This is a genomic window from Actinosynnema mirum DSM 43827, from assembly GCF_000023245.1.
In the GTDB taxonomy this organism is placed as follows: domain Bacteria; phylum Actinomycetota; class Actinomycetes; order Mycobacteriales; family Pseudonocardiaceae; genus Actinosynnema; species Actinosynnema mirum.
Genome location: NC_013093.1, coordinates 1,912,721 through 1,937,208 on the forward strand (window position 1 = coordinate 1,912,721; position 24,488 = coordinate 1,937,208).

Consider the following 24,488-nt stretch of genomic DNA (forward strand, 5'->3'; position numbering starts at 1 on the left):
TCCCTCTTCTCCGTGTGGCCTCCTTTCAGGCAAGCACAGGCGTCAAGACGCCGTTGGGCACCCCGGTCTTCCGGGCAGTGCGGCGGCGTCTTGACACCTGCGCTCGGGCTTCGCCAGGCCAAACGGAGAAGAGGGACGCGGGATTGGGCGGCTGCGGGCTCGCTGCGCTCGCCCCGCAGCCCGCGAAGCGGTCATTAGGCTTCGGGCGTTCCCAGTTCGCGTCGCAGCAACCGGTCCAGCTCTCTGCCTGCGTCGTCCCAGGAGCGGCCGGTTACGCTTCCGGCGGCCTTGGTGGCCAGGGCGTCGAAGTCTTGTGGCTTCATGGTCACCACGTTGGCCATTGCCCTTGCCAGTTCGTGGGGGGTTGCGGGGGCGTAGCGGACGAACTCGTTGTCCAGGACGATTTTGTTGTGCTCTGCCTCGTTCACCACGGGTATGCATCCCGCCGCCAGCATTTCGTGCGGGACCAGGGACACGTTCGTCATGGACAGTGACAAACCGGCGTAGCAGCGGTTGTAGATCCGGTTCAGCTCGTCCGGGGTCACCAGGCCGTGGTCGATGTGGCCGTTGCCCAGCGAGCCGATCTTCTCGCCGTAGGTGTGCACTACGACTTCCGGGTGTTCGCGGGTGAAGACCTCCAGGGCCAGCAGGCCCACCTCGATCGCCCGGCGTGGGGCCAGGCGTCTCGCGTAGAAGACCACGCCGTCTCGGCGCGCGCCGTCCAGGAGGCGGTAGCGGGTTGTGTCGCAGCCGAAGTCGAACGAGTCCGCGGCCATTCCGGCGTCGTCGTGGAGCTTTCCGGCCAGGAAGCGGCCCGCGGTGAAGCCGTGGAAGCCCATCCGGTAGGTGTTCTCGGCCAGTGCCGAGAGGCCGCCGCGGGGGAAGAACCAAGGCTCGTAGTCCTGCACGAGGTAGAAGCGCTTGCCCGCGCACGGGTCGTTGAACACGGGGTAGGCGGTCATCCAGGCGGTGGCGAAGACGGCGTGCGCGTCGGCCATGCCCCCGGTCACGTCGTGGATCTCGCCCCGGAAGCCGGGGTAGGCGGCTCGGATGCCCGGTTCGTGGTCCGCCGCGCGGCTGCCGTAGACGTCGTACAGGTAGAGGCGGCAGGTGTGGCCTGCGGCCTCCAGGTGCTCCACCAGGCGGAACATCGTGGTGTGGCCGCCGGAACCGGGGGAGGGGGGTGTGCAGACCCAGTTCACGGTCAGCCGCCCGTCCGGCGGCATCGGCGGCACGACCACCGGCGGTCGCCGGGTCACGTCGGCGGCCCGCACGTCCTCCAGCCGGACCGGGAACACCTCCCCGTCCCCGCCCAGCCGGGCCGCGACCCTCCCCAGCGCCCGCGCGCCCAACCCCCGCAGCCCGCCGTCCCGAACGATGTTCGCGACCTGGTGCACCCGCCGCCTCACGCTCACGCCCCGCCCCTCCGCAGCACGCCGATGACCTCACCCCTGAGCGGGTAGACGACCGCCGCGTAGGCCAGGGTCGACAGCGCGCCGCCCACCAGCAGGCGCAGCAGCGGCTCGTCCACCGCCCACTGCACGCCGACCGCCACCGCGCCCATCACCACACCGCCGAGCACCGGCCTGGCCACCGCGGCGCCCAGCAGGCCCGGTCGCAGGCCGTACGGCTTGAACGCCACCAGGTACGCGGGCACGATGAACAGCAGCACCACCACGCTCTGCGCCGCCGCGACCCCCCGGATGCCGTCCAGGTGCGCGCCCAGCGCCAGCAGCGGCACCAGCACGACCAGCCACAGCACGTGGATGTACAGGATCGCCTTGGAGCGGCCCGCGCTCGCCAGGTAGTCGTAGCCCAGCTCCAGCGCCACCCGCAGCGCGCCCAGCAGCACGAGCAGCGCCAGCGGCGCGGCGGACGGGGCCCAGCGCTCGCCGTAGACCACGCGCACGATCGGGTCGCTGAGCGAGCCGAGCAGCACGCACGCGGGCACGGTCACCAGGGCCAGCAGCCGCAGCGCCCGCGCGAACGTCGCCGCGAACCGCTCCTGATCGCTCCTGACCTGCGAGAACGCCGCCAGCGACACGCTGCGCACCGGCTGCGAGAACGCGCCGACCGGCCAGTTCGCCAGGTTGAACGCCATCATGTAGAAGCCGAGCGCGGTGGTCCCCAGCAGGTGGCCGACCATGATGTAGTCGACGTTGAGCACCCCGAACACCAGCAGGCTCGCCCCGGCCAGCGGCAGCCCGAACGACAGGGCCTCGCGGGCCTTCACCGGGTCGAAGCCCGGCCGGTACCGCTGCTTGGTGAACGCGAACATCACCACCGCGGCGGTCAGGTTCGTCGCGATCCGCGACCACGCCAGGCTCCACGCCCCGAACCCCATCAGCGCCATGACGACCACCACGGTGGTGCCGACGACGAACGCCGAGGTGTCGGCCGCGAACTTGTGGTCCTGCCGGAACTCGCGCTGGAGCAGCGCGCCCGGAACCGCCGACGCGCCCGCGATGACCAGCGCGAACGACATCAGCCGGATCACCCCGGTGGCCTCGGGCGTGTCCATCGCCTCGGCGAAGTACGGCGCCCCGACCACGCAGATGCCGAACAGCAGGCACCCGGACAGGATCGACAGCGTCGTGACCGTCGGCGCCAGGTCCTCCACCGGCTCGTCGGTGCGCACCAGCGCCACGCTGACGCCCATCTCGCTGACGCTCAGCACGATGTTGAGCACCACGAGCGCCACCGCGAACACGCCGAACTGCTCGGGCGCGATCAACCGCGCCAGCAGCACCCCGACCCCGACCTGGCTGACCCGCTGGAGCAGGCTGTTGATCGCGCTCCACCGGATCGCAGACCCGACCCGACCGCCCAGGCCGGAGCCGGTGGCGGGATCGGCGGCCCCTGCCCCGGAGGCGGGATCGAGGGCCCCTGCCCCTGTCTCGCTCCCCGCTCCTGACCCTGCCCCGCCGCCCGGTCCGGTCACTGCCCGCGCCACTTCCACACTTGCTTGCCCACCCAGCCCATCCCGCGCTTGGCCAGGTGCGAGCCCACGAACAGCTGGGTGCGGCTGCACACCTTCGGGCCGAGGGCCTTGCGCCTGGTCAGCGCGCGGTGCTCGGGCAGGTTCCCGGCCCCGCCGTAGACCTTCTCCGCGAACTCGGCCAGCTCGTCCGCCGGGATCTCGTCGAGCTTGTCCCGGTCGTAGGCGCGCACGGCCCGCCACAGGGCGTCCTTGGCGATGGACCGCTTCGCGAGCGCCCGCAGCATCCCGGCGCCGGGCAGGTCGGGGTGCTCGGCGAAGAACCGGTCGAACACCGCCTGCCGCTGCTCCAGGTCCGCGAACACCGAGGAGAACTGGGTGCGGAACATGCTCTGCTGGTGGACCCGGTAGTACGCGGCGGGCGCGCCCCGCACGTACCCGATGTCCGACACGGCCGCGATGCGCATCCACATCTCCAGGTCACCCGCGTGCGGGAGGTCGGGGCGGTAGCCGCCGACGGCCTGCTGGACCGAGGTGCGCACGACCGCCTCAGGAGAGGACAGCACGTTCTGACCGGTGCGGCAACGGCGCTCGATCCAGTCCACACCGGACCAGACGGTGGTCCCCGCGGGCGCGGCCACGATCGAGGGAAGGTCGTCGTGGTCCTGGTAGTAGACGACCCGGCCGTAGACCATGCCGACCTTCGGGTTGTCCCGGAACACCTGCGCGGCGCGGGCCAGCGAACCGGGCGCGAGCAGGTCGTCGGCCGACAGCAGCACCGTGTAATCGGCCTTGGCCCACTCCAGCAGGCCCTCGTTGTAGGTGGCGATGTGCCCCTTGTTGACCTCGTGCCGACGGCCCTCCACACGGGGGTCCTCGGCCATCAGCTCGGCCATGACCTGCGGGGTCTCGTCGCTTGAGGTGTCATCGATGATCAACACCCGCACGTCCACGCCCGGCTGGTCCAGCGCGCTGCGCACGCAAGCGCGCAGGAACCTGGCGTAGTTGTAGCAGGGTATGACGACATCGACCGTGGGACGTGCCGGGTCTCGAGTCACGCCCTACTCATCGTCCGCGCCCCCGGTTCGTTAACGCGGGCCCCTCCCGGCCGATGTAGGGGGTGGTTACCGGAAGGGGATCGATGGACCACGTGATCTTGACGCGCTTCAACCTGCCCTCGCCCGGCGCGGAGAGCGTCGTGCGGGCGCGCGAGGGCTGGCTCACCGAGCGCATCGGGCTGTTCGAGCGCTACTGCCTGCCCTCGGTACGGGCGCAGACCTCGCGGAACTTCACCTGGTTGATCTACTTCGACCCGGAGAGCCCGACCTGGCTCAAGGACCGCGTCGCCACCCACGGCGACACCTACACGCCGGTGTTCCGCGAGTCCGTGAGCAGGGATGATCTGGTGTCCGACATCACCGCCCTGCTCCCGGAGCGCGGCGACGAGCTCATCACCACGAACCTGGACAACGACGACGGCCTCGCCGCGAACTTCGTCGCGCGCCTCCAGGCCGAGGTCCCGCGCGCCCCGCGCACGGCTTACTACCTGGCGAACGGCCTGGTCAAGAGCCCGGATGGGCTGTACCTGCACCACGACCGCGACAATGCGTTCGCCTCCATCAGGGAGCCGTGGGACGCCCCGATCACGTGCTGGGCGGACTGGCACAACCGCCTCCACCGGCACGCCGCCGTGGCCTCCCTCGGGGGCGCTCCTGGCTGGTTGCAGGTGGTGCACGGGGGTAACGTCAGCAACCGGACCAGGGGTCGCCTGACCGCGCCGTCCCCCTACCGTCCGCTGTTCGGCGAAGCCCTCAACGACGTCCCGGAGCCCGCACAAAGCGTGCTCGCCCGTGACCGGTTCGTGGGACACCCCTTGCGGGTGGCGCGGGACAGCGCGAGATTCGTCGCCAAGACCGCGGCGATGCGCCTGCTCGGCGCCGACGGCTTCGAGAAGGCCAAGAAGGCCATCGCCTCCCGCGGCCGAGCGTGACCGGCTGACGGGCCACCCCGGAACTGAAGGAGCGCACGACTGTGGTTCGTGCTCGTTTACTGGCCGCTGCCGCCGCCGTCCTGGCGCTCGCGGGCTGCACGGCGACCGCCGAGACCGTCCCCGGCCTCGACGACCGACGCCTGCCCGGCCCCACCCTCGACTACTACAAGCAGTGGTCCAACGGCCCCAACCCGACCGGTGACCCGTCGATCTTCCCGATCTCGGTGTGGATGCAGGACCCGTCCGGCGTCGAGGACGGCGTCAAGCTCGGCGCCGCGTACCCGCAGGTCGGCGTCGACTTCACGATCGGCCTGTGGGACGACGAGTGGTGGTACCTGCGCCGCGAGGGCCTCCTGGCCACCGACTGGCGCGCCTTCGTCGACCCCCAGCGCGCCGACGTCGTCCTCGGTGACACCGCGCACGCCCGCAACTACGTCGGCTACCTGGTCGCCGACGAGCCCGACATGAACAAGGCGTACGGCGACAAGTTCCACCCCGACATGCAGCCGTCCGCCATCCTCGAGGAGGCGAACGAGATCCGGGCGAAGGACCCGTCGCGCCCCACCTACCTGAACTTCAGCCCCTGGATGGGCACCCCCGGCGGCGGCGTCGGCTACGGCTACATCGAGAAGTCGTACGAGGAGGACATGCGGACCTACTGCTCCGCCGCCGACCTCGTCTCGGCCGACTTCTACGGCTGGACCCACCCCGACCGCGACCACCGGGTCGGCGCCTACACCTACGGCGAGGTCATCGACACCATGCGCAAGTGGTGCGGCCCCGACAAGCCGATCTACGGCTTCGTCGAGACCGGCCACCCGCACGACAAGGGCGAGACCATCACCCCCGACCAGCTGGAGTCGGCCGTCTGGAACACGATCCTGCACGGCGCGACGGGCATCAACTACTTCGCCCACAGCTTCCACACGGACGGCACCGGCGAGTACGCCAGCCTCCTGACCAGGGACGACATCCGCGAACGCGTGAAGAGCGTCAACGCCAGGCTGACCTCCCTGGCGCCAGTCCTGAACTCCCCGAGCCTGGCAGGCGTCTCCGCGAAGAGCGACAACGGCATCCCGGTCCCGGTCCTCCACAAGGTCTCCGACGGCAAGCACTGGGTGATCGCCCAGACCGACGGCAACGCCGAGAACCCGAAGAGCAAGGCCGCCGAGGTCGAGCTCTCCGTCCCGACGACCTCCGGCACCGCCACCGTCGAGGGCGAGAACCGCACCGTGGAGATCCAGAACGGCAAGATCGTCGACAAGTTCGCCCCCTACGGCGTCCACGTCTACCGCTTCTGACCCCGCGCCACGCTCTCCTGATCCACCTCTCACCGCACCGGCCCGGTCACCTCAAGTGACCGGGCCGGTGCGCTGAGGGGGGTGGACTCACTGGATCGTCCTTTGTGGATCTTAATTACCCACCGGTGACGATCCCCACTCGAACGGTGGACGGCAAAGATCGTTCTGTGCCTGGAAGTCCTCTCCGGGTATGCGTCAGTCACGCTCTGTCCTCTCCGGACTGAAACACGTTCGGGTGAGCCTGCGATGGGTCGTTGCGGGACCCGTTCAACAGGAAGGCCGGAGAGTGCTGAAGCAGTTCCACAAGGCGACCGCGGTGTGCGGCGCAGCTGCCGTGGGAGCGACCCTCCTGCTGGCCCCCGGCGCAGCGCTCGCAGCGCCCGCCCAGTCCCAGAAGGCCGCCGCGCCCGCATCGCGCGTGCTCGGCTACGTCGCCAACAACGGCGGCGGCGTGTCCGTCCTCGACACCGCCACGGACCAGGTGACCAGCACCGTCAACGGCGGCGACGGCGCGAACTCGCCGTACGGCGTCGAGGTCGCCTTCGACGGCGCGCGCGGCTACGTCACCAACGTCCGCGACAACACCCTGACCGTCTTCAACACCGTCACGAACGCCGTCGAGGCGAACGTCCCGGTGGGCGACGGCCCGGCGGGCGTCGTGGTCTCCCCGACCGGCGCCCAGGTGTACGTGAGCAACTACCGCTCCGGCACCGTCTCGGTCGTCGACACCGCCACCCTGGCCACCACGGACACCATCACCGTCGGCCCGAACGCGGACGGCGTCACCCTCAGCCCGGACGGCTCGCGCCTGTTCGTCGCCCACGACGTCCCCGGCCAGGGCACCGTCTCGGTCGTCGACACCACCACGAACCTCCAGCTGCTGGACATCCCGACGGGCGCGACCCCGACCGATGTCGCGGTCACCCCGGACGGCGCCAAGCTGCTCGTGGTCAACAAGATGTCGACCAACGTCGTCGTCATCAACCTGACCGGCCTGCTCACCAACAGCAAGATCGTGGCCACCATCCCGGTCGGCTGGGTGCCCCACGGCATCGCCGTGACCGCGGACGGCAAGCGCGCCTTCGTCACCAACAGCGAGTCCGACTCGGTCAGCGTCCTCGACCTGGACAAGCTGGCCCCGGTCACCGACATCCCGGTGGGCGACCGCCCGATCGGCGTCGCCCTCACCCCGGACGGCCGCAAGGCGTACGTCACGAACTTCAACAGCAACACCGTCTCGGTCCTGGACACCAAGACCCTGGCCGTCACCGGCACGGTCCCCGTCGGCACCAACCCGGTGGGCGTGGCCGTCCACACCATCGCCGACGCCGCGACCACCCTGACCGCGGGCAAGGCGACCGTGAAGTTCCGCCTGTTCGGCACCACCATCAACAACCTGACCGCGACCCTCACCGAGTCCGCGTCGGGCAAGCCGGTGGCGAACAAGGAGATCACCTTCACCACCCTGAAGGGCACCAAGCTCTGCACCGCGAAGACGAACGCGGCAGGCGTGGCGAAGTGCGACGCGAAGGTCCTCATCATCGTGGGCCTGTCCGCAATCCTGGGCGGCTACACCGCGTCCTACGCGGGCGACACCGCCCACGGCAAGTCCGTGGCCCGAGGCTGGAACTTCCTCGGCTAAGCCACAGAAACACCACTGCGCCCCACCTCCCCGCAGGGAGGTGGGGCGCAGTCGTACGCGAACACCCCAACCATCCAGCACCCCGCAGGCCGATCGCACTCGCGGCCCGCAAGCCGACCGCACTCGCGGCCCGCAAGCCGACCGCCTCGCGGGCTGCGGGGCGAGCGCAGCGAGCCCGCAGCTCAGCCACCCGCGTCCCTCTTCTCCGTTTGGCCTGGCGAAGCCCGAGCACGCTTGTCAAGATGCCGCCGCACTGCCACGGCAGACCGCCCGAGTCATACGGCGTCTTGACGAGCGTGCTTGCCTGAAAGGAGGCCAAACGGAGAAGAGGGACCCGGACCACCGCAGGGGTAAACCGCACCACCACCCCAACGGCCACCGGCCGACAGAGCCCGTGTCCCCTCTTTTTTGGAGGTCTGCCCCGCCGGCGAGGCGTGCCCTTCAGCTCTTGACTTAAAACTCTCAGCCATCTAAACCGAAGCGGAAGCCGAAGCCCCGCCCCCATCTCCGCCCCCGCCCCCATCCCCATCCCGAGCCGTCAACCACCAAGCCCCGCCCACCCCGACAACCAAAGCCACAATCGCAGTCCACACCGCAACCCCAAAAACCGCGAACTGCAACAAAACCCCAAACCCAACCGAAGACACAGTCCGGGTCAAAGCCTGCCCCGTCTGCACCACGGCCAACCCCGAAGCCCGCAACGACTCCGGAACCAGCGGACTGACCCGAGCCGACAGCACCCCATCGCTGCACGCGTAGAACAACCCGTGCAACACCAGGGCAACCCCGGCCCCCACGTACCCGCTCCCCGGAACCAGCAACAGCAAATAAACCACGAGCAACAAAACGTGCCCCCCCAGGAACACGTTCCAACTCCCCACCCGATCCGACAACCGCCCCATGGGCGTAGCCGCAACCAGAAAAACCAACGCCGTCCCCAACGGCAACAACGGCAACAACCCCTGCGGAATCCCGGTCGCCTTCTGCACCAGGATGAAAACAAACGCATCCGACAACGTGGCCAACCCCAACAACCCGGTGCCAACCGCAACCCGCCGATACCGGGCATCCCGCAACAACCCGACCCCGGCCCGGAACGAGGGCGAAGGCCCGGCCGGCTTGGCCGCCCGGTGCTCCCGCACGAACGCCACCAGCACGATCACACCCACGAACGCAAAACAAGCACTAACCGCAAAAACCGGCCCAGCCACAATCCCAATATTGGTCATCAGCAAGAACGTCACCAACGGCCCCAGCAACGCCCCGGCCGTGTCCATCGTCCGGTGCAGCCCGAACGCCGCCCCCAGCCGATCCGGCGGCGTCGACAACGAGATCAGCGCGTCCCGAGGCGCCGTCCGCATCCCCTTGCCCGCCCGGTCGGCGGCCATCGTCGCCCCGATCCCGAACGCGGACGCCCCCACCGCCGGGAACACCAGCTTCGTCACCGCGGACAGCCCGTACCCGAACACCGCGACCGCCTTGTGCCGCTGCGTCTTGTCCGACAGGTGCCCGCCCACCAGCCGTAGCACCGCCGTGGCCCCGGTGTACAACCCGTCCAGCACCCCGAACTGCGCGTAGCTCATCTGCAGCGTGAACAGCAGGTACGCGGGCAGGAAGGCGGTGACCATCTCCGCGGACACGTCGGTGAGCAGGCTCACCGCGCCCAGGGCGAAAACGGTGCCCGGCACCCGCCCCTTCACTCGATCAGTGGGACGGACGGATGCGACGTACATACCCCCCTAATCGACTACTCACCGTGCCTGTTACGAGTTTGGGGCGAGGAACACGTCGCGTAACGACCCCTACCACCCGGCCGATGTCGCGGTTATGCCTTCGTACCCGCAGGCCCGCGTCCCGGTGGGCGCTGTCACGGTGTGGTCCGTGAGCGAGGCCGACCTCGCCCGGCACGTCTCCGCAGCCTGGAGCGACGGGGAGGGCGGCGCCATCGTCACCGCCAACGTGGACATCGTCCGCGCCGCGACCCGCGATCCCGCGCTGGCCGCGCTCATCGCCCGCTCCGAGGTCGTGGTCGCGGACGGGATGCCCGTGGTCTGGGCGGGCCGCATCGCGGGTGCGAGGGTCCCGGAGCGGGTCACGGGCTCCTCGCTCGTGTTCACCCTCTCCGAGGCCGCCGCCCGCGCGGGCCGCTCCGTCTACCTCCTCGGCGGCAACCCCGGCGTCCCCGAGGCCGCCGCCCGCGCGCTCACCGCCCGCTACCCCGGTCTGCGAATAGCGGGCACGGACTCACCGCCGTTCGGCTTCGAGACCGACCCCGACCTGACCGAGCGCGCCGTCGCCGCCTGCGCCGCCGCGAACCCCGACCTGGTCCTCGTCGGACTCGGCTTCCCGAAGCAGGAACGCCTCATCGAACTGCTCCGCGACCGCCTCCCCGACACCTGGTTCCTCGGCTGCGGCGCGGGCATCCCGATGGCCGCGGGCGAGTTCCGCCGCGCCCCCGGCCTCGTCCAGAGAGCAGGCGGCGAGTGGCTCCACCGCCTCGCCCTCGAACCCCGCCGCCTGGCCCGCCGCTACCTGCGCGACGACCTCCCCTTCGCCCTCCGCCTCCTCGCGGGCGCCGTCCACACCCGCCTGCGCCCCGCTCGTTCCACTCGTTCTGCTCGTTCCGCTCGTTCCACTCGTTCTGCTCGTTCCACTCGCTCCACCAACCCCAGGGAGTACTGACCGTGCCGCTAGCCGTGGTCGTGGTGACCCACCGCAGCGCCGACGTGGTCGCCGACTGCCTCCGCTCGGTGGCCGTCGCGCTGGAGTCCACCCCGGACAGCCGGATCGTCGTCGTGGACAACGCCTCCCCCGACAACACCCTCGACGTCGTCCGCGCCACCGCCCCCGACGCGACCGTCGTCGCCCGCCCCACCAACGACGGCTTCGGCGCGGGCGTCAACGCAGGCTTCGCCGCCGCCCCCGGCTGCGACGTCCTCGTCCTCAACCCGGACGTCCGCCTCGCCCCCGACGCGATCGACCTCCTCAAGGCCGCGCTCGCCGTCCCCGGCACCGGCATCGCCGTCCCCAGGCTCGAAGGCGAGGACGGCCACCACCAGCTCTCCCTCCGCCGCGCCCCCACCGCCCTCCGCGCGCTCGGCGAGGCCGTCCTCGGCGGCGAGCGCGCCGGTCGCACCCCCGCCCTCGGCGAGCTGGTCGTCGACCCCCGCGCCTACCGGGCCGCGGGCACCGCCGACTGGGCCACCGGCGCCGCCTGGCTCATCTCCTCGGCCTGCCGCGCCGACACCGGCCTCCTGGAGGAGCGCTACTTCCTCTACTCCGAGGAGACCGAGTACATGCTCCGCGCGGGCGACCGGGGCCACGTCACCCGCTTCGAGCCGCGCGCCCGCGCCGTGCACCTGGGCGGTGAGCAGTCCACGTCCCCCTGGCTGTGGTCGATGGCCACCACCAACCGCGTGCGCATGGCCCGCGAGCGCTCCGGCCGCCTCACCGCCGCCGCCACCTGGCTCGCCGTGCTGCTCAACGAGCTGCTCCGCCTGCCCCGCCACCCCAAGCACCGCGCGGCCCTCGCCGACCTGCTGCGCTGGCGCCGCTGGCCCGCCCGCCCGGCCACCGCGACCCCGCTCACCCCGGCCGCCGCCCGTGCCCGCCCGGTCGCCGACGAACCCGGCTGGGTCTGCTTCTCCGCCCAGGACTGGTGGTACCACAACCGCGCGCACTCGGACTTCCAGCTGATGCGCTCGATGGCGCGCCGCAGGAAGGTCCTGGTGGTCAACAGCATCGGGATGCGGATGCCCACCAGGGGCAACAGCACGCACGTCGCCCGCCGCGTCCTGCGCAAGCTCAAGTCGGTCGCGAAGTTCCTGCGCCGCCCCGAGCCGAACTTCTACGTCATGTCCCCGCTGCCGCTGCCCTTCTACGGCAGCCCGACCCTGCGCAAGGTCAACGCCGTCCTCGTGCGCGCCCAGGTCCGCCTGGTCTGCGCCCTGCTCCGGCTGGACGCCCCGGTGGTCATGGTGACCATCCCGACCGCCTGGGACGTCGTCGCGCCCATGCGCCGCACCAGCCTGGTGTTCAACCGCTCCGACCGGCACTCGGACTTCCCCGAGGCCGACCGGGAGGCCATCGCCGCCCTGGAGCGCGAGCTGCTGCGCAACTCCGACCACGTCGTCTACGTCAGCCACGCCCTGATGGCCGAGGAGGCCCCCCTCACCGGTGAGCGCGCGCACTTCCTGGACCACGGCGTCGACGTCGACCACTTCACCGCCCGCCCGCAGGCCCAGTGGCCCGCCGACGTGCGCGCCGTGCCCGGCCCCAGGGTCGGGTTCTTCGGCGCGCTGGACGACTTCGTCGTCGACTTCGACCTCCTCGAACGGGTGGCCGCCGAGCTGCCGGACGTCTCGCTCCTGCTCATCGGCGACGCCACCCACCCGATGGAGCGGTTCGCGAAGTACCCGAACGTGCACTGGCTGGGCTTCAAGCCCTACGAGGTGATCCCGGCCTGCGGCTCGGCGTTCGACGTGGCGATCATGCCGTGGCAGGACAACGACTGGATCAAGCACTCCAACCCGATCAAGCTCAAGGAGTACCTGGCCCTGGGCCTGCCGGTGGTCTCCACCGAGTTCGCCGAGCTCGACGCCTACCGCGACCGGGTCCGCGCCGCCGCCGACCACACCACGTTCGTCGCGGCCGTCCGCGAGGCACTGGAGCACGGCGCGCCCAAGCCCCCGGACCAGCTCCGCGCGTCCGTGCTGCCGTACTCCTGGCTCTCCCGCGCGGGCGTGCTCCGCGAACTCGCCGAGGGCGCCCGCACCACCCCGCACCACCCCACCGCCGGGTGACCCGCCCCGCACGGGCGTCCCTCCTCACCCTGGAGGGGCGCCCGCTGCGGTCGGCCGAACCCCACCACCCCGTCCCGCGCCACCCGCATGACCTGCCCTTCCCCCACGTCACCGGCCCGGCCCGCCGCAGCGCTCACCCCTGGTTCCGCAGGGTGACCGGAACGCCCGACCGGTCACAACTAGTCTGGGGGGCGTGCAGCCACTTCCCCCCAACGCTCCGCAACGAGTGGGTGACTACCCGTTGCTGGCCATGCTGGGTCGCGGCGCGATGGGATCGGTCTACCTGGCGCGGTCCCGAGGCGGTCGCCCCCTGGCGGTGAAGGTCGCCAGGCCGGAGCTGGCCGACAACCCGCAGTTCCGCGAGCGCTTCCGCCGCGAGGTGGAGATGGCGCGCGCGGTCGGCGGGTTCTGGACCGCGATCGTCGTGGACGCCGATCCCGAGGCCGACCGGCCCTGGATGGCCACCGAGTACGTGCCCGGCCCCAACCTCCAGCAGGTCGTCGTCGACCAGGGCCCGCTGCCGCAGAAGGCCGTGCGCAGGCTCGCGGGCGGGCTCGCCGAGGCGCTCATCGCGATCCACGGCGCGGGCCTGGTGCACCGCGACCTCAAGCCGTCCAACGTCCTGCTCGCCGACGACGGCCCCCGCGTCATCGACTTCGGCATCGCCCGCGCGCTGGAGCACTCCGCGCTCACCGAGGCGGGCATCGTCTTCGGCACCCCCGGCTACCTCTCGCCCGAGCAGGTCGTCGGCGAGCCGGTCGGCCCGCAGAGCGACGTGTTCGCCCTCGGCTCCGTCCTGGTGTTCGCCGCCACCGGCGAGGGCCCGTTCGGCGAGGGCTCCACGTCCGCGCTGGTCTACCGGGTCGTCCACCAGGAGCCGGACCTGTCGAAGGTCCCGCCGGGCCTGGTGCCGCTGATCGTGCCGATGCTGGTGCGCGACCCGGCCAACCGGCCCACCCCGGAGCGCCTCCTGGAGGCCATCGGCACCCCGCGCGCGGACGGCTCCTGGCTGCCCGACCGGGTGCGCACCCTGGTGGAGGCCCGGCGCACCGAGCTCCGCTCCTACCCCGGCACCCCCGGCGACGGCGGCGTCCCACCCGGCCCCACGCCCACCCTGCTGGAGAACCAGCCGCCCCAGCCCGAGCCGGTCAAGCCGCCGACCCTGGCGATGTCGCGGGAGAACGCGCAGGCAGCCGCCGCGTCCCAGGCGGTCCCGGCGGTCCCGGCGGTCAAGCCGCCCACCAAGCCCGCCTCGCCGCCCGCGACCGCCGACAAGCGCGGCAAGTCGGTCAAGCCCGAGGGCACCCGCTTCGCCACCTCGCGCGTCGTGGGCTACGGCTGGTCCGCGTTCTACGGCGCGGGCGTCGTCATGACCGGCGTCGTCGCCTCCGTGAGGAGCACGCCCGACCCGGTCAAGTTCGCCGCCATCGTGGCCTGCCTGGGCCTGCTGGTGACGGCGGCCAGGCTGTTCGCGGACGCGCTGCAGGAGCCGCTCGTGCTGGACGTCGGCGCCGAGGGCGTCACGGTGGCCAGCGGCGGGCAGAAGCAGCTCGTGCCCTGGTACGCGGTCAACCGCATCCGGGTCGAGTCGCACCGCAGCAGGCCGTGGCTGGTGGTGTGGCTCAAGAGCGGTGCGAAGGTGCCCGAGCCCATGGGCCGGGGGAGCTTCACCCCGCACCAGGGCGGGATGCGGATGTACCCGATCTCGCACGAGCGCCACGGCAAGCGGCGCGACCGCGACGTGGTCGAGCTGCGCTCGGCGCTCGCCTGGTACGGCGGCACCGCGTACGACCCGCACTGATCTCCTTCCGCGCCAAGCGGAACCGACCGACCCGCCGACGCGGACCGCGCCCCCGAGGCCCGGTCCGCGTCGCGCTTCCCTGGCTGTTGAGCGGTGTCTGTTTTCCCTCCGGGCGCAGATCACGTCCACGGGATCCGAGTCCTCCTCAACTCCTCCCCGCGCGTGCCGTTCCTGGGGTTCCCAGACCAAGAACCCCGACCCCGCGGGAGCAGCTGTGCGCGTCCGAGATCTGAGCGTTGGCAAGAGGCTCGGCCTCTCGTTCGCCTCCCTGTCCGCCCTGATCGCCGTCGCGGCGGGCGTCGGCTGGCTCGGCCTCAGCGAGGAGGCCGACACGCAGCAGCGGCTCGACCACCTCCAGCTCGTCCGGGACGACATCAAGGGCGTGGCCTACCGCGCCGCCGACGTCTCCGGCTGGCAGGGCCTCGTGGTCGCCGACGTCGGCGCGTTCGGCCCCGCCTACGCGCTCGGCGAGCAGGGCTACAACCGCAAGGGCGAGCTGGCAGCCAAGGACGACGTCTACGCCGAGCTGTCCGCCGCCCGCACCGAGTACCTCACCGACTCCGAGCGCGCCCTGTTCGCGCAGCTGGGGCCCGCCTGGGACGACTTCTTCTCCTGGGACAGCAAGGTCATGCAGTGGCTGGCCTCCGATGGCCCTTCCGGCCTGGCCGAGGCCATGACCAGCATCAACGGCGGTGACGCCTCCAAGGCGTACGGCCAGGTGCTGGCGATCGCCGCCGACCTGGACAAGTCCGTCAACGCCCGCGTCGACGCCCTCCGCGCCGACGCCGCCACCGCCCGCGAGCACAACCTGCTGGTGCTGCTGGGCGCGCTCGTCGTCGCCCTCGTGCTGGCCGTCTTCCTGGGCCTGCGCGCCACCCGCTCGGTGGTGCGCCCGCTCGGCGACGTCGTCGGCGCGCTCGACCGGCTCGCCGACGGCGACCTGACCGCCCGCGTCGAGCTCGACCGCCGCGACGAGCTGGGCAGGCTCGGCGGCGCGCTCAACCGCACCTCCGACTCGCTGCGCGGCACCGTCGGCTCGCTGCGCGACCACGCGCACTCGCTCGCCGACGCCTCCGCCGAGCTGGACCGGACCGCCACCCGCATCTCCGGGTCGGCGGGCAGCGCCAGCGACCGCGCGGACGCCGCCAGCGCCGCCGCCACCCAGGTGTCCGGCGACGTCGACGCCGTCACCCAGGGCACCGACGAGATGGGCATCGCGATCCGCGAGGTGTCCAAGAACGCGGGCGAGGCCGTCGCCGTGGCCACCGAGGCGGTCGCCGTCGCCGAGCGCACCAACACCACCGTCGCCCGGCTGGGCGCGTCGTCCACCGAGATCGCCGAGGTGGTCAAGGTGATCACCTCGATCGCCGAGCAGACCAACCTGCTGGCCCTGAACGCCACCATCGAGGCGGCGCGCGCGGGCGACGCGGGCAAGGGCTTCGCCGTGGTGGCCAGCGAGGTCAAGGAGCTGGCGCAGGAGACCGCCCGCGCCACCGAGGACATCACCCGGCGCGTGCAGGTCATCCAGGAGGACACCTCCGGCGCCGTCGAGGCGATCGCGAGCATCGCCTCGATCATCGACCGGATCAGCGGCTTCCAGACCGTGATCGCCGCCGCCGTCGAGGAGCAGACCGCGACCACCGGCGAGATCGCGCGCCGCGTCGCGCAGGCCGCCGACGGCAGCAGGGACATCGCGTCGAACATCGCGGGCGTCGCGGACGCCGCCGCGTCGACCACCCGCGACGTGGACGAGTCCCGCCGCGCGGCCTCCGAGCTGAACCGCATGAGCGGGCAGCTGCAGGAGCTGGTCGGGCGCTTCCGGCTCTCCTGAACCGCGCCGTCCCCGAGCGCCGAACCCCTCCCAGAACCCGACCGCCGCCGCCCCGTCGAGGGGCCGGGGCGAAGCGGTCGAACGCCACCGGTGCGAACCGGCGGCGGCGTGAGCGCCGAGCGGACAGGCCCCCGCTCGGCGCTCGCGCGCGTGCCCAGGGCGGGAAGCGCTTTCCGCCGGGAGGACCGCGCCGCGACCGGGAGAGCTGCTGGGTTCTTGGGCTCCTGACCGGACTGGAACCGGTCGTCGATCAGCGTCGAACGGGCGGGTCGTGCCACCCGGCGCACGGGCTCGCGGGCGGTCTGCGGACCGGTGCCCCAGGTCCGACCACGGCGTCACGTCCGACTACAGCCCCACGTCCGACCACGGCCTCACGTCCGACCCCGGCCCCACGCCCGACCCCGGCGTCACCGCCCCGCGAACGTCGCCTTCCCCGGCCCGTCGGCCAGGAACGAGCGCACCGCGCCCCGCAGGTCCTCGGTCGCGAACAGCCCCGCCGCGATCGTCGCCACGTGCTCGTCGGCCTGCGCCACCCCACCCGCCTCGTAGTGCGCGAGCACCCGCTTGGTGGCCGCGTGCGCGCGCGTCGGCCCCGCCGCCAGCGACTGCGCGAACGCCAGCGCCGCCTCGTCGAAGCCCTCGTCGGGCAGCACCCGGTTGACCACGTTCCACCTCTCCAGCACCTCGGCCGGGTAGCGCTCGCCGGTCATCACCAGCTCCTTGGCCCGCCCGACCCCGGCCCGCGCCGCGAGCCGCTGGGTGCCGCCCATCGCGGGTGTCATGCCGATGACCCGCTCGACCAGCCCGAACTCCGCGCTCCGTGCCGCGAGCAGCACGTCGCAGGCCAGCGCCACCTCGAACGCCCAGGTCAGGCACAGCCCGTGGGCGGCGAAGACGGTGGGGAAGGGCAGCTCGGCCACCCGCTCGGTGAGGTCGATCATCTCGTCGAGCAGCGCCTCGGCCGCCTCGGGGCCGTCCTGCTCGGCGAACAGGGCGACGTCGACGCCGCCGCTGACCACCCGGCCCTCGGTCCGCACCAGCAGCGCCCGAGCCGGTCGCGCCGCCAGGTCGTCCACGGCGTCGGCGAGCAGCTCGCGCAACTCGGCGGTGTAGAGGTTCAGCGGGGGAGCGTCGACCGTCAGCACGGCCAGCCCCGCCGCGTCCCGCGCCACGCGGACCAGTTGCTCAGGCACGTGGCCGGACTCTACACGCGGCCCGACCGGTAAAGCAGTTGTCCGAACGGCCCATTCGCTGCCACGGTCCGAATCATGGGGAATTGGTCCGTTCGGCCCGTCGACCCGTTCGGCGGCGCCGCTTCCGCCCTGGTGCGGGCCTACTTGCACGACATCGTCTCCCGGTACCGCGGGCGGCCCGCCACCGAGGCGGAGGTGGACCTGGCGATCGCGGACGACCCGACCGACGACCTGGCCGGGTTCCTGGCCGCCTTCCTGGGGGAGGAGCCCGTCGGCTGCGCCGCCTTCCGGATGGTGACGGAGGACACGGTTGAGCTGAAGCGAGTCCACGTCCTGCGGGAACACCGGGGTCAGGGCCTCGGGAGGGCTCTGGTCGAGGCCGTCGAGCGGGCCGCCCGCGACCTCGGCGCGCGACAGGCGCGTGTGGACACCCGGAGCGACCTGATCGAGGCCAGGGCCATGTACGCGGCGCTCGGGTACCGCGAGGTGGCGCCCTTCAACGACGACCCCTACGCCCACCACTGGTTCGGAAAGCGGCTATAGGTCCCATCGGGTTTCGATATAACACGTGTGATCTGACTCACTTGACAGGTTTAATGCCTCCCAGTTGAGTGGTGCCGAAAGTTGGGCCGCGGATATGAAATGGGGATCAGTCCAGTGGCTTTCGCAGTGGAGTTGACTTTTCGCGACGCGCGACAGGTGCGCAGATCGATTCACCTCGCGCACCGCGAATACTGGCGACCGCTCGCCGAGCAGGGCGTGCTGGTCGGCACCGGGCCGTGGGCCGACGGCAGCGGAGTGCTGCTCGTCTGCCAGGTGCCGGACGAGGCGGCGGCGCGCGACCTGGTGCGCGGCGACCCCTACGTGCGGTCCCAGTCGGTGGCCGAGGTGCGGATCAGGCAGTGGCACGTGCTGCTCGGCCTGCCCGACCACGAGCGGGTCCCGTCCGTGGTCCGACCTCGCGACGGCCAGAGCGCCGATCGCTCGAAGGAGCCGCTCACGCCGCACGAGCACCGCATCGCGCTGATGATGCTGGAGGGCATGACCAACCGGCAGATCGCCGAGCACTTCTCGGTGTCCACCCGCGCGGTCGAGCTCCACATCACCCGGATCTACCGCAAGCTCGACATCGGTCGACGGGCGCAGCTCGCCGCGGCCATGCCGTGGGGTCAGCGTTCCTACCTGTAGTCGGGATTCGCCTTCCCCCTGCCCCGTTCACACTAGCGGCGGAGTCGGGGGTCCTAATCCGAATACGGGCCGTGGTGGTCGCACTGCAATAGTGCGGCTATTCGGGTGAGCAATTTTCTGGGGGACCCTCCGGAGTTCGCTGCCGATTGTGCGCGGCGAACCCCGGAGAATGCCCGGAGCGCCTAGGGTGCCGGTCGTGACCAGCATCCAGGAACGCCTCTACCCGGAACTGCCCTGCTTCGGCTGCGGCCAGGCCAACCCCAAGGGGCTGCGCCTGCGCAGCTACCGGGGCGAGGGCGGACTGGTCACCGCGGCGTTCACGCCGTGGCCGGAGCACGACAACGGCCTCGGCTACCTGAACGGCGGCGTGATCGGCACGGTCCTGGACTGCCACAGCGCGGCGGCGGTGATGGCCGAGGCCGACGAGCGCGGCTGGCGACCGCTGGGCGGCGCCGCGCTGGCGTACGTGACGGCGGGCCTGGACGTCCGCTACCTGCGGCCCGCGCCGCTGACCGAGGAGGTCGAGCTGCGCGCGGCGGTGGTGGAGGCGGACGAGGCGCGGATGACCGCCGAGGTGTCCCTGTGGTGGGACGGCAAGCCGCGCGCGGAGGCCGTGGCGCTGTGGAAGCGCTGGCGGCCCCGCTCCTGAGCCGCGCCGCTGGACCACGCCGCCGAGCCGCACCCCTGGGACCGCTGGGACCCCTGGGACCGCGCCCAGGGGCGGCCCTGCGTGAGCACTCCTGCCCACCTGGCCCGCCCGCGCCGGGGCCGGGTCGCGACCTCCGCCGGTGTGCTGCTCGCGACCTCCGGGTTTTCCCGGCCCCGCAGGGGGAAACCGCCCGTCGTGATCGAGGTGAAGCTGCACGTCCCCGCCACGCCCGACGAGGTGTTCGCGGTGCTGGCCGACGGCTGGTCCTACGCGGGCTGGGTGGTCGGCGCGTCCCACATCCGGCAGGTGGACACCGGGTGGCCCCGCGTGGGCACCCGCATCCACCACAGCCTCGGCGCCTGGCCGGTGCAGGTCAAGGACACCAGCACCGCCCGCGCGGGCGAGCCCGGCCGGTTCCTGGAGCTGGACGCGGGCCTGTGGCCGCTGGGGCAGGCCAGGATCAGGCTGGAGCTGACCGAGGTCGCGGGAGGCACCGACGTGCTCATGGCCGAGGAGATCACCCGTGGCCCGCTCGGGCTGCTGCCCAAGCCGGTGCAGGCGCTGTTCCTGGCGCCCAGGAACCGGGAGAGCCTGCGCAGGCTGGCCGCGCTGGCCGTCCGCAGGGAGAGCGGCGCCGACTTCTGACCCGGCCGCCCCGGCCGCGCGCCCGGTCGCCCTGGCCGGTCAGCGGCCACCAGCGGGGGAGCGGCCCGTCGACGACGGGCCGCCCAGCCCGGTCACCACCCCGGCGCTACCGGTGCAGCGCCCGCTGCAACCCCTGCACCAGCAGCCGGTACCCGTCGCCGCCCAGCCCGTTGCGCGCCAGCGCGGCCCGCGCCGCGTTCGCGCCCGCCGCCCCGTGCACCCCGCCGCCGGGGTGCGCCGACGCGCTCGCCAGGTACAGCCGGTCGACCGGCGTGTCCGCCCGCCCCAGCCCCGGCACCGGCCGGAACACCAGCTGCTGGTGGATCGCCGCCGTCCCGGAGTTGGTCGACCCGCCCAGCAGGCTCGGGTTGCGGTCCTGCAGATCCTCGGGCCCCTGCACGACCCGCCCCAGCACCAGGTCCCGGAACCCCGGCGCGCGCGCCTCCACGACCGCCTCGACCCGGTCCGCGTACCGCTCCAGCTCGTCGCGCGTCCACCTCGGCCCGCGCGGCACGTGCGTGTAGGCCCACGCGGCCTCGGTGCCCTCGGGGGAGCGGGTCGGGTCGGCCGTCGTCATCTGGCCCATGATCAGGAACGGGTCGTCGGGCACCCGGCCGCAGGCGATCTGCGTCGCGCCCACCGCCAGCCCGTCCAGGTCGCCGCCGACGTGCACGGTCCCGGCCCGGCGCGCGGCCTCGGCGGTCCACGGGATCGGCCCGGACAGCGCCCAGTCCACCTTGATCGTCGCGTCGTCCCACTCGAACGCCGCCAGGTCCGACACCAGCCGCGCGGGCAGGTGCTCGGCCCCGACCAGGTCCAGGTACAGCGCGGGCGCCGGGACGTCCGCCAGCACGGCCTTGCGCGCCCGCACGAACCCGCCCGCCGCGTCCCGCACACCCAGCGCCCGGCCGCCCGCGACGACGATCCGGTCCACCGGCCGCCCCAGGTGCACCGCCCCGCCGAACCGCCGCGTCAGCGCCTCCGCCAGCGCCCCAGCGCCGCCCTCCGGCACCGGGTAGCCCACGTCCTGCCCGAGCATCGACAGCAGCCACCCGAACGCCGTGCCCGCCGCCTGGTCGGGCCCGAGGTCGGTGTGCATCGCGTTGCCCGCGAGCAGCAGCGTGCCGCCCTCGCCGGTGAACCGCTCGGCCCCGAACGCCCGCACCGACAGCACCAGCGACCGGAGCAGCCGCAGCGCGTCACCGGCCCCCAGCGCGCCCAGCAGCCCCGCGCCCGCCCGGACCGGGGGGAACGGCCGCAGCAGCGCGTCCAGCAGGTGCTCGCGCACCCGCTCCCACAGCGCGAACTCGTCCCGCCACGCCTGCCCGTCGCCCGCGCCGAACGCCTCCAGCGACGCGGCCGTGCGCTCCACCTCGTCCGACAGCACCGCGACCCGGTCGTCCGGCAGCACGTGCGCCAGCACCTCGGGCGCCCGCCGCCACCGCAGCCCGTGCTCCTCCAGCCCCAGCCCCGCGATCACCGGCGACCCGGCGCCCAGCGGGTAGAACGAGCTGAACACGTCGCTGCGGAAGCCGGGAGCCACGAACTCCTCGGTCCGCACCGCCCCGCCCGGCCGGTCCCCGGCCTCCAGGACGGCCACGTCCCAGCCCGCGTCGGCCAGCAGCGCGGCGGCGACCAGCCCGTTGGGCCCGGCCCCGACGACCACCACGTCCACCTCGTCACCCGCTGAACCCAGCACCGCGCTCCTCACCCGTTCCACCGAGGGGCCGAATCGCCCCACCCCTTGCGCTACCCGCCACCGCGCCCCGCACACCTGTCCGGGGCGGTCTCACCCGGAGATCACCCCGCCCCCGTGCCCCGCCGCGCCCGTCCCGCCACGCCCGTCCCGCCGCACCGCGTCCGGTCGAGTTCCGGACCGCCCGACCCACCCGCTCGGTCACGCGCCCGACAACCCGCTACCCGCCTGCCGCCCGCCGCCCCGATGCCGCCGCCCCGATCCCACGTCCCCGATCCCGCGCCCACCACCGGCTTCCCACCCCACCGCACCCCCCGTTCCCGCAGCTCCCCACCCCACCGCCCGCCGAGTTCACCCACCCCCGCCCGGAGCCCGCGAACCCCGCTCCGCCCCGCACGGGCACAATGGCCCGCTGTGACGACAGCCATTCACCAGAGGATCGCCGAAGAGCTCGGCGTGCGCGCGAACCAGGTGTCCGCCGCCGTCGACCTCCTCGACGGCGGTTCGACCGTTCCGTTCATCGCCCGCTACCGCAAGGAGGCGACCGGGGCGCTGGACGACGCGCAGCTGCGCTCTCTGGAGGAGCGGCTGGGCTACCTCCGCGAGCTGGAGGACCGCCGCGCCGCCGTCCTGGAGTCCATCCGCTCCCAGGGCAAGCTCGACGACGCCCTCGAAGCCCAGATCCTCGCCGCCGACTCGAAGGCCCGGCTCGAGGACCTCTACCTGCCGTACAAGCCCAAGCGCCGCACCAAGGCCCAGATCGCCCGCGAGCAGGGCCTCGAACCGCTCGCCGACGCGCTGCTGAACGACCCGACGCTGAGCCCGCAGGACACCGCCGCCGGCTACCTGACCGAGGAGGTCGCCGACGCCGCCGCCGCGCTGCAGGGGGCGCGCGCCATCCTGGTCGAGCGCTTCGGCGAGGACGGCGACCTGATCGGCGAGCTGCGCGAGCGCATGTGGGGCCTCGGCCAGGTCGGCTCGAAGGTCCGCGAGGGCAAGGAGGAGGACGGCGCCAAGTTCGCCGACTACTTCGAGTTCTCCGAGCCGTTCGCGAAGCTGCCGTCGCACCGCATCCTGGCGCTGCTGCGCGGTGAGAAGGAGGAGGTCCTCGACCTCCAGTTCGAGCCGGGCGACACCCCCGAGGAGGGCCCGAGCGGCTACGAGGTCGCCATCGCCGCCCGCTTCGGCGTCGACGACCGGGGCCGCCCCGCCGACCGCTGGCTCACCGACACGGTCCGCTGGGCCTGGCGCACCCGCATCCTCGTGCACCTGGGCATCGACCTGCGCTCCCGGCTGCGCCAGTTCGCCGAGGACGAGGCCGTGCGCGTGTTCGCCTCCAACCTGCGCGACCTGCTGCTCGCCGCCCCGGCGGGCACCCGCGCCACCATGGGCCTCGACCCCGGTTTCCGCACCGGCGTGAAGGTCGCCGTGGTCGACGCGACCGGCAAGGTCGTCGCCACCGACGTGATCTACCCGCACGTGCCCGCGAACCGCTGGGACGAGTCGATCGCCAAGCTGGCGGCCCTGTCCAAGAAGCACGACGTCGAGCTGATCGCCATCGGCAACGGCACCGCCTCGCGCGAGACCGACAAGCTCGCGGGCGACCTGCTCAAGAAGCACGCGGACCTCAAGCTCACCAAGGTCGTCGTGTCCGAGGCGGGCGCGTCGGTGTACTCCGCGTCCGCGTTCGCCTCGGCCGAGCTGCCCGGCATGGACGTGTCGCTGCGCGGCGCGGTGTCCATCGCCCGCAGGCTCCAGGACCCGCTCGCCGAGCTGGTCAAGATCGACCCGAAGTCCATCGGCGTCGGCCAGTACCAGCACGACCTGTCCGAGTCGAAGCTGTCCCGCTCGCTCGACGCGGTGGTCGAGGACTGCGTGAACGCGGTCGGCGTCGACCTGAACACCGCGTCCGCGCCGCTGCTGACCCGCGTCTCCGGCATCACCGCCGGTCTCGCGGAGAACATCGTGCAGCACCGCGACAGCAACGGTCCTTTCCGGACTCGCAAGGCGCTCAAGGACGTGGCGCGCCTGGGCCCCAAGGCTTTCGAGCAGTGCGCGGGCTTCCTGCGCATCCGCGACGGCGAGGACCCGCTCGACGCGTCCTCGGTGCACCCCGAGGCCTACCCGGTGGTGCGGCGCATCCAGGAGAGCGCGGGGGCCGACCGGCTCATCGGCAACACCGCGGTGCTGAAGTCGTTGCGGCCCCAGGACTTCGTGGACGACAAGTTCGGCCTGCCGACCGTCACGGACATCCTGCGCGAGCTGGAGAAGCCCGGCCGCGACCCGCGCCCGGCGTTCAAGACCGCGACGTTCGCCGACGGGGTCGAGAAGATCGCCGACCTCAAGCCCGGCATGGTGCTGGAGGGCGTGGTGACGAACGTGGCCGCGTTCGGCGCGTTCGTCGACGTCGGCGTGCACCAGGACGGCCTCGTGCACATCTCGGCGCTGTCGGACACCTACGTCAAGGACCCGCGCGACGTGGTCAAGTCCGGCGACGTGGTGCGGGTGAAGGTGCTGGAGGTCGACATCCCGCGCAAGCGCATCGGCCTGACCCTGCGCCTCACCGACGAGCCCGGCCGCAAGCCCAAGGACCAGCAGGGCGAGCGGCGCGGTGGCGGTGGTGGCGGCCAGCGTGGTGGCGGCGACCGGCGCGGTGGCGGCAACGGCGGCAGCGGCGGCAGCGGCGGCAACCGGGGGCGCCAGCAGCAGGAGCGCCCGCCCGCCAACAACGCGATGGCGGAGGCCCTGCGCAGGGCCGGCCTGGGCAAGTGACCCGGCGCTGACCCCGGCGTGACGCGCCGCCCGGTCCCCC

At 72.5% G+C, this 24,488-nt stretch carries 18 protein-coding genes; 12 read left to right on the forward strand and 6 right to left on the reverse strand.

Going from position 1 to position 24,488, the window contains the following annotated elements; translation table 11 throughout:
• Positions 1-194: 194 nt before the first annotated feature.
• Genes AMIR_RS08760 through AMIR_RS08770 form a run of 3 tightly spaced genes read right to left on the reverse strand, consistent with a single transcriptional unit; the run spans position 195 to position 3,996 of the window.
• Positions 195-1,415 (reverse strand): rhamnosyltransferase WsaF family glycosyltransferase, encoded by a 1,221-nt coding sequence (locus AMIR_RS08760; protein WP_015800582.1) that lies wholly within the window; start codon positions 1,413-1,415, stop codon positions 195-197.
• Positions 1,412-2,953, reverse strand: coding sequence for a lipopolysaccharide biosynthesis protein (locus AMIR_RS08765; RefSeq protein ID WP_245554597.1), 1,542 nt, complete (start codon positions 2,951-2,953; stop codon positions 1,412-1,414). The genes AMIR_RS08760 and AMIR_RS08765 overlap by 4 nt, the downstream gene beginning before the upstream one ends.
• Positions 2,938-3,996: a glycosyltransferase family 2 protein gene (locus AMIR_RS08770; protein WP_015800584.1), complete on the reverse strand. Its 1,059-nt coding sequence runs from the start codon at positions 3,994-3,996 to the stop codon at positions 2,938-2,940. The genes AMIR_RS08765 and AMIR_RS08770 overlap by 16 nt, the downstream gene beginning before the upstream one ends.
• Before the next feature lie 83 nt (positions 3,997-4,079).
• Between AMIR_RS08770 and AMIR_RS08775 the strand changes: the two genes are divergently transcribed.
• The 3 genes from AMIR_RS08775 to AMIR_RS08785 all read left to right on the forward strand — a co-directional run bounded on the left by AMIR_RS08775 (position 4,080) and on the right by AMIR_RS08785 (position 7,871).
• The gene (locus AMIR_RS08775) at positions 4,080-4,928 is read left to right on the forward strand and encodes a glycosyltransferase (RefSeq protein ID WP_015800585.1); all 849 of its coding nucleotides are present in this window, start codon (positions 4,080-4,082) and stop codon (positions 4,926-4,928) included.
• Positions 4,929-4,969: 41 nt separating this feature from the next.
• Positions 4,970-6,229, forward strand: coding sequence for a hypothetical protein (locus AMIR_RS08780; protein WP_015800586.1), 1,260 nt, complete (start codon positions 4,970-4,972; stop codon positions 6,227-6,229).
• A 334-nt stretch (positions 6,230-6,563) separates the two neighbouring features.
• On the forward strand, positions 6,564-7,871 hold the full coding sequence (locus AMIR_RS08785) for a beta-propeller fold lactonase family protein (RefSeq protein ID WP_245554598.1): 1,308 nt from the start codon (positions 6,564-6,566) through the stop codon (positions 7,869-7,871).
• Between the two features lie 470 nt (positions 7,872-8,341).
• Here the strand turns inward: AMIR_RS08785 and AMIR_RS08790 are convergent, their stop codons facing one another.
• On the reverse strand, positions 8,342-9,604 hold the full coding sequence (locus tag AMIR_RS08790) for an MFS transporter (RefSeq protein WP_015800588.1): 1,263 nt from the start codon (positions 9,602-9,604) through the stop codon (positions 8,342-8,344).
• 148 nt (positions 9,605-9,752) lie between these two features.
• Between AMIR_RS08790 and AMIR_RS08795 the strand changes: the two genes are divergently transcribed.
• From AMIR_RS08795 to AMIR_RS08810, 4 genes are all read left to right on the forward strand, one after another.
• Positions 9,753-10,553, forward strand: coding sequence for a WecB/TagA/CpsF family glycosyltransferase (locus AMIR_RS08795; protein ID WP_245554599.1), 801 nt, complete (start codon positions 9,753-9,755; stop codon positions 10,551-10,553).
• A gap of 2 nt (positions 10,554-10,555) precedes the next feature.
• On the forward strand, positions 10,556-12,673 hold the full coding sequence (locus AMIR_RS08800) for a glycosyltransferase (protein ID WP_015800590.1): 2,118 nt from the start codon (positions 10,556-10,558) through the stop codon (positions 12,671-12,673).
• A 226-nt stretch (positions 12,674-12,899) separates the two neighbouring features.
• Complete coding sequence (locus AMIR_RS08805; RefSeq protein ID WP_240438867.1) at positions 12,900-14,474, forward strand: serine/threonine-protein kinase; 1,575 nt, start codon at positions 12,900-12,902, stop codon at positions 14,472-14,474.
• A gap of 214 nt (positions 14,475-14,688) precedes the next feature.
• Positions 14,689-16,305: a methyl-accepting chemotaxis protein gene (locus AMIR_RS08810; protein WP_015800592.1), complete on the forward strand. Its 1,617-nt coding sequence runs from the start codon at positions 14,689-14,691 to the stop codon at positions 16,303-16,305.
• Positions 16,306-16,712: 407 nt separating this feature from the next.
• Here the strand turns inward: AMIR_RS08810 and AMIR_RS08815 are convergent, their stop codons facing one another.
• Positions 16,713-17,498, reverse strand: coding sequence for an enoyl-CoA hydratase/isomerase family protein (locus AMIR_RS08815; RefSeq protein ID WP_015800593.1), 786 nt, complete (start codon positions 17,496-17,498; stop codon positions 16,713-16,715).
• A 75-nt stretch (positions 17,499-17,573) separates the two neighbouring features.
• On the opposite strand from AMIR_RS08815, the gene AMIR_RS08820 reads away from it, so the two are divergent.
• The 4 genes from AMIR_RS08820 (at position 17,574) to AMIR_RS08835 (ending at position 19,980) form a co-directional block, all read left to right on the forward strand.
• A complete protein-coding gene (locus tag AMIR_RS08820) occupies positions 17,574-18,041 on the forward strand; it encodes a GNAT family N-acetyltransferase (protein WP_015800594.1) in 468 nt (155 codons plus the stop codon).
• Between the two features lie 156 nt (positions 18,042-18,197).
• Positions 18,198-18,686 carry a LuxR C-terminal-related transcriptional regulator gene (locus tag AMIR_RS08825; protein WP_232519760.1) on the forward strand — a complete coding sequence of 163 codons (489 nt, stop codon included), beginning with the start codon at positions 18,198-18,200 and terminating at the stop codon, positions 18,684-18,686.
• Positions 18,687-18,882: 196 nt separating this feature from the next.
• On the forward strand, positions 18,883-19,335 hold the full coding sequence (locus AMIR_RS08830; protein ID WP_205590415.1) for a PaaI family thioesterase: 453 nt from the start codon (positions 18,883-18,885) through the stop codon (positions 19,333-19,335).
• 81 nt (positions 19,336-19,416) lie between these two features.
• Entirely contained in the window at positions 19,417-19,980 is a 564-nt protein-coding gene (locus tag AMIR_RS08835; protein ID WP_015800597.1) for an SRPBCC family protein, read from the forward strand.
• Between the two features lie 106 nt (positions 19,981-20,086).
• Here AMIR_RS08835 and AMIR_RS08840 read toward each other — a convergent pair whose 3' ends face one another.
• Entirely contained in the window at positions 20,087-21,679 is a 1,593-nt protein-coding gene (locus AMIR_RS08840; protein ID WP_015800598.1) for a phytoene desaturase family protein, read from the reverse strand.
• A 411-nt stretch (positions 21,680-22,090) separates the two neighbouring features.
• Here AMIR_RS08840 and AMIR_RS08845 point away from each other — a divergent pair, with 411 nt between their 5' ends.
• On the forward strand, positions 22,091-24,448 hold the full coding sequence (locus AMIR_RS08845; protein WP_015800599.1) for a Tex family protein: 2,358 nt from the start codon (positions 22,091-22,093) through the stop codon (positions 24,446-24,448).
• Positions 24,449-24,488: the final 40 nt, after the last annotated feature.

Excerpts from the sequence above, each read along its gene's own strand:
- AMIR_RS08790 (WP_015800588.1), bottom strand. The coding sequence starts at position 9,604 with ATGTACGTCGCATCCGTCCGTCCCACTGATCGAGTGAAGGGGCGGGTG.
- AMIR_RS08775 (WP_015800585.1), top strand. The coding sequence starts at position 4,080 with ATGGACCACGTGATCTTGACGCGCTTCAACCTGCCCTCGCCCGGCGCG.
- AMIR_RS08820 (WP_015800594.1), top strand. The coding sequence starts at position 17,574 with ATGGGGAATTGGTCCGTTCGGCCCGTCGACCCGTTCGGCGGCGCCGCT.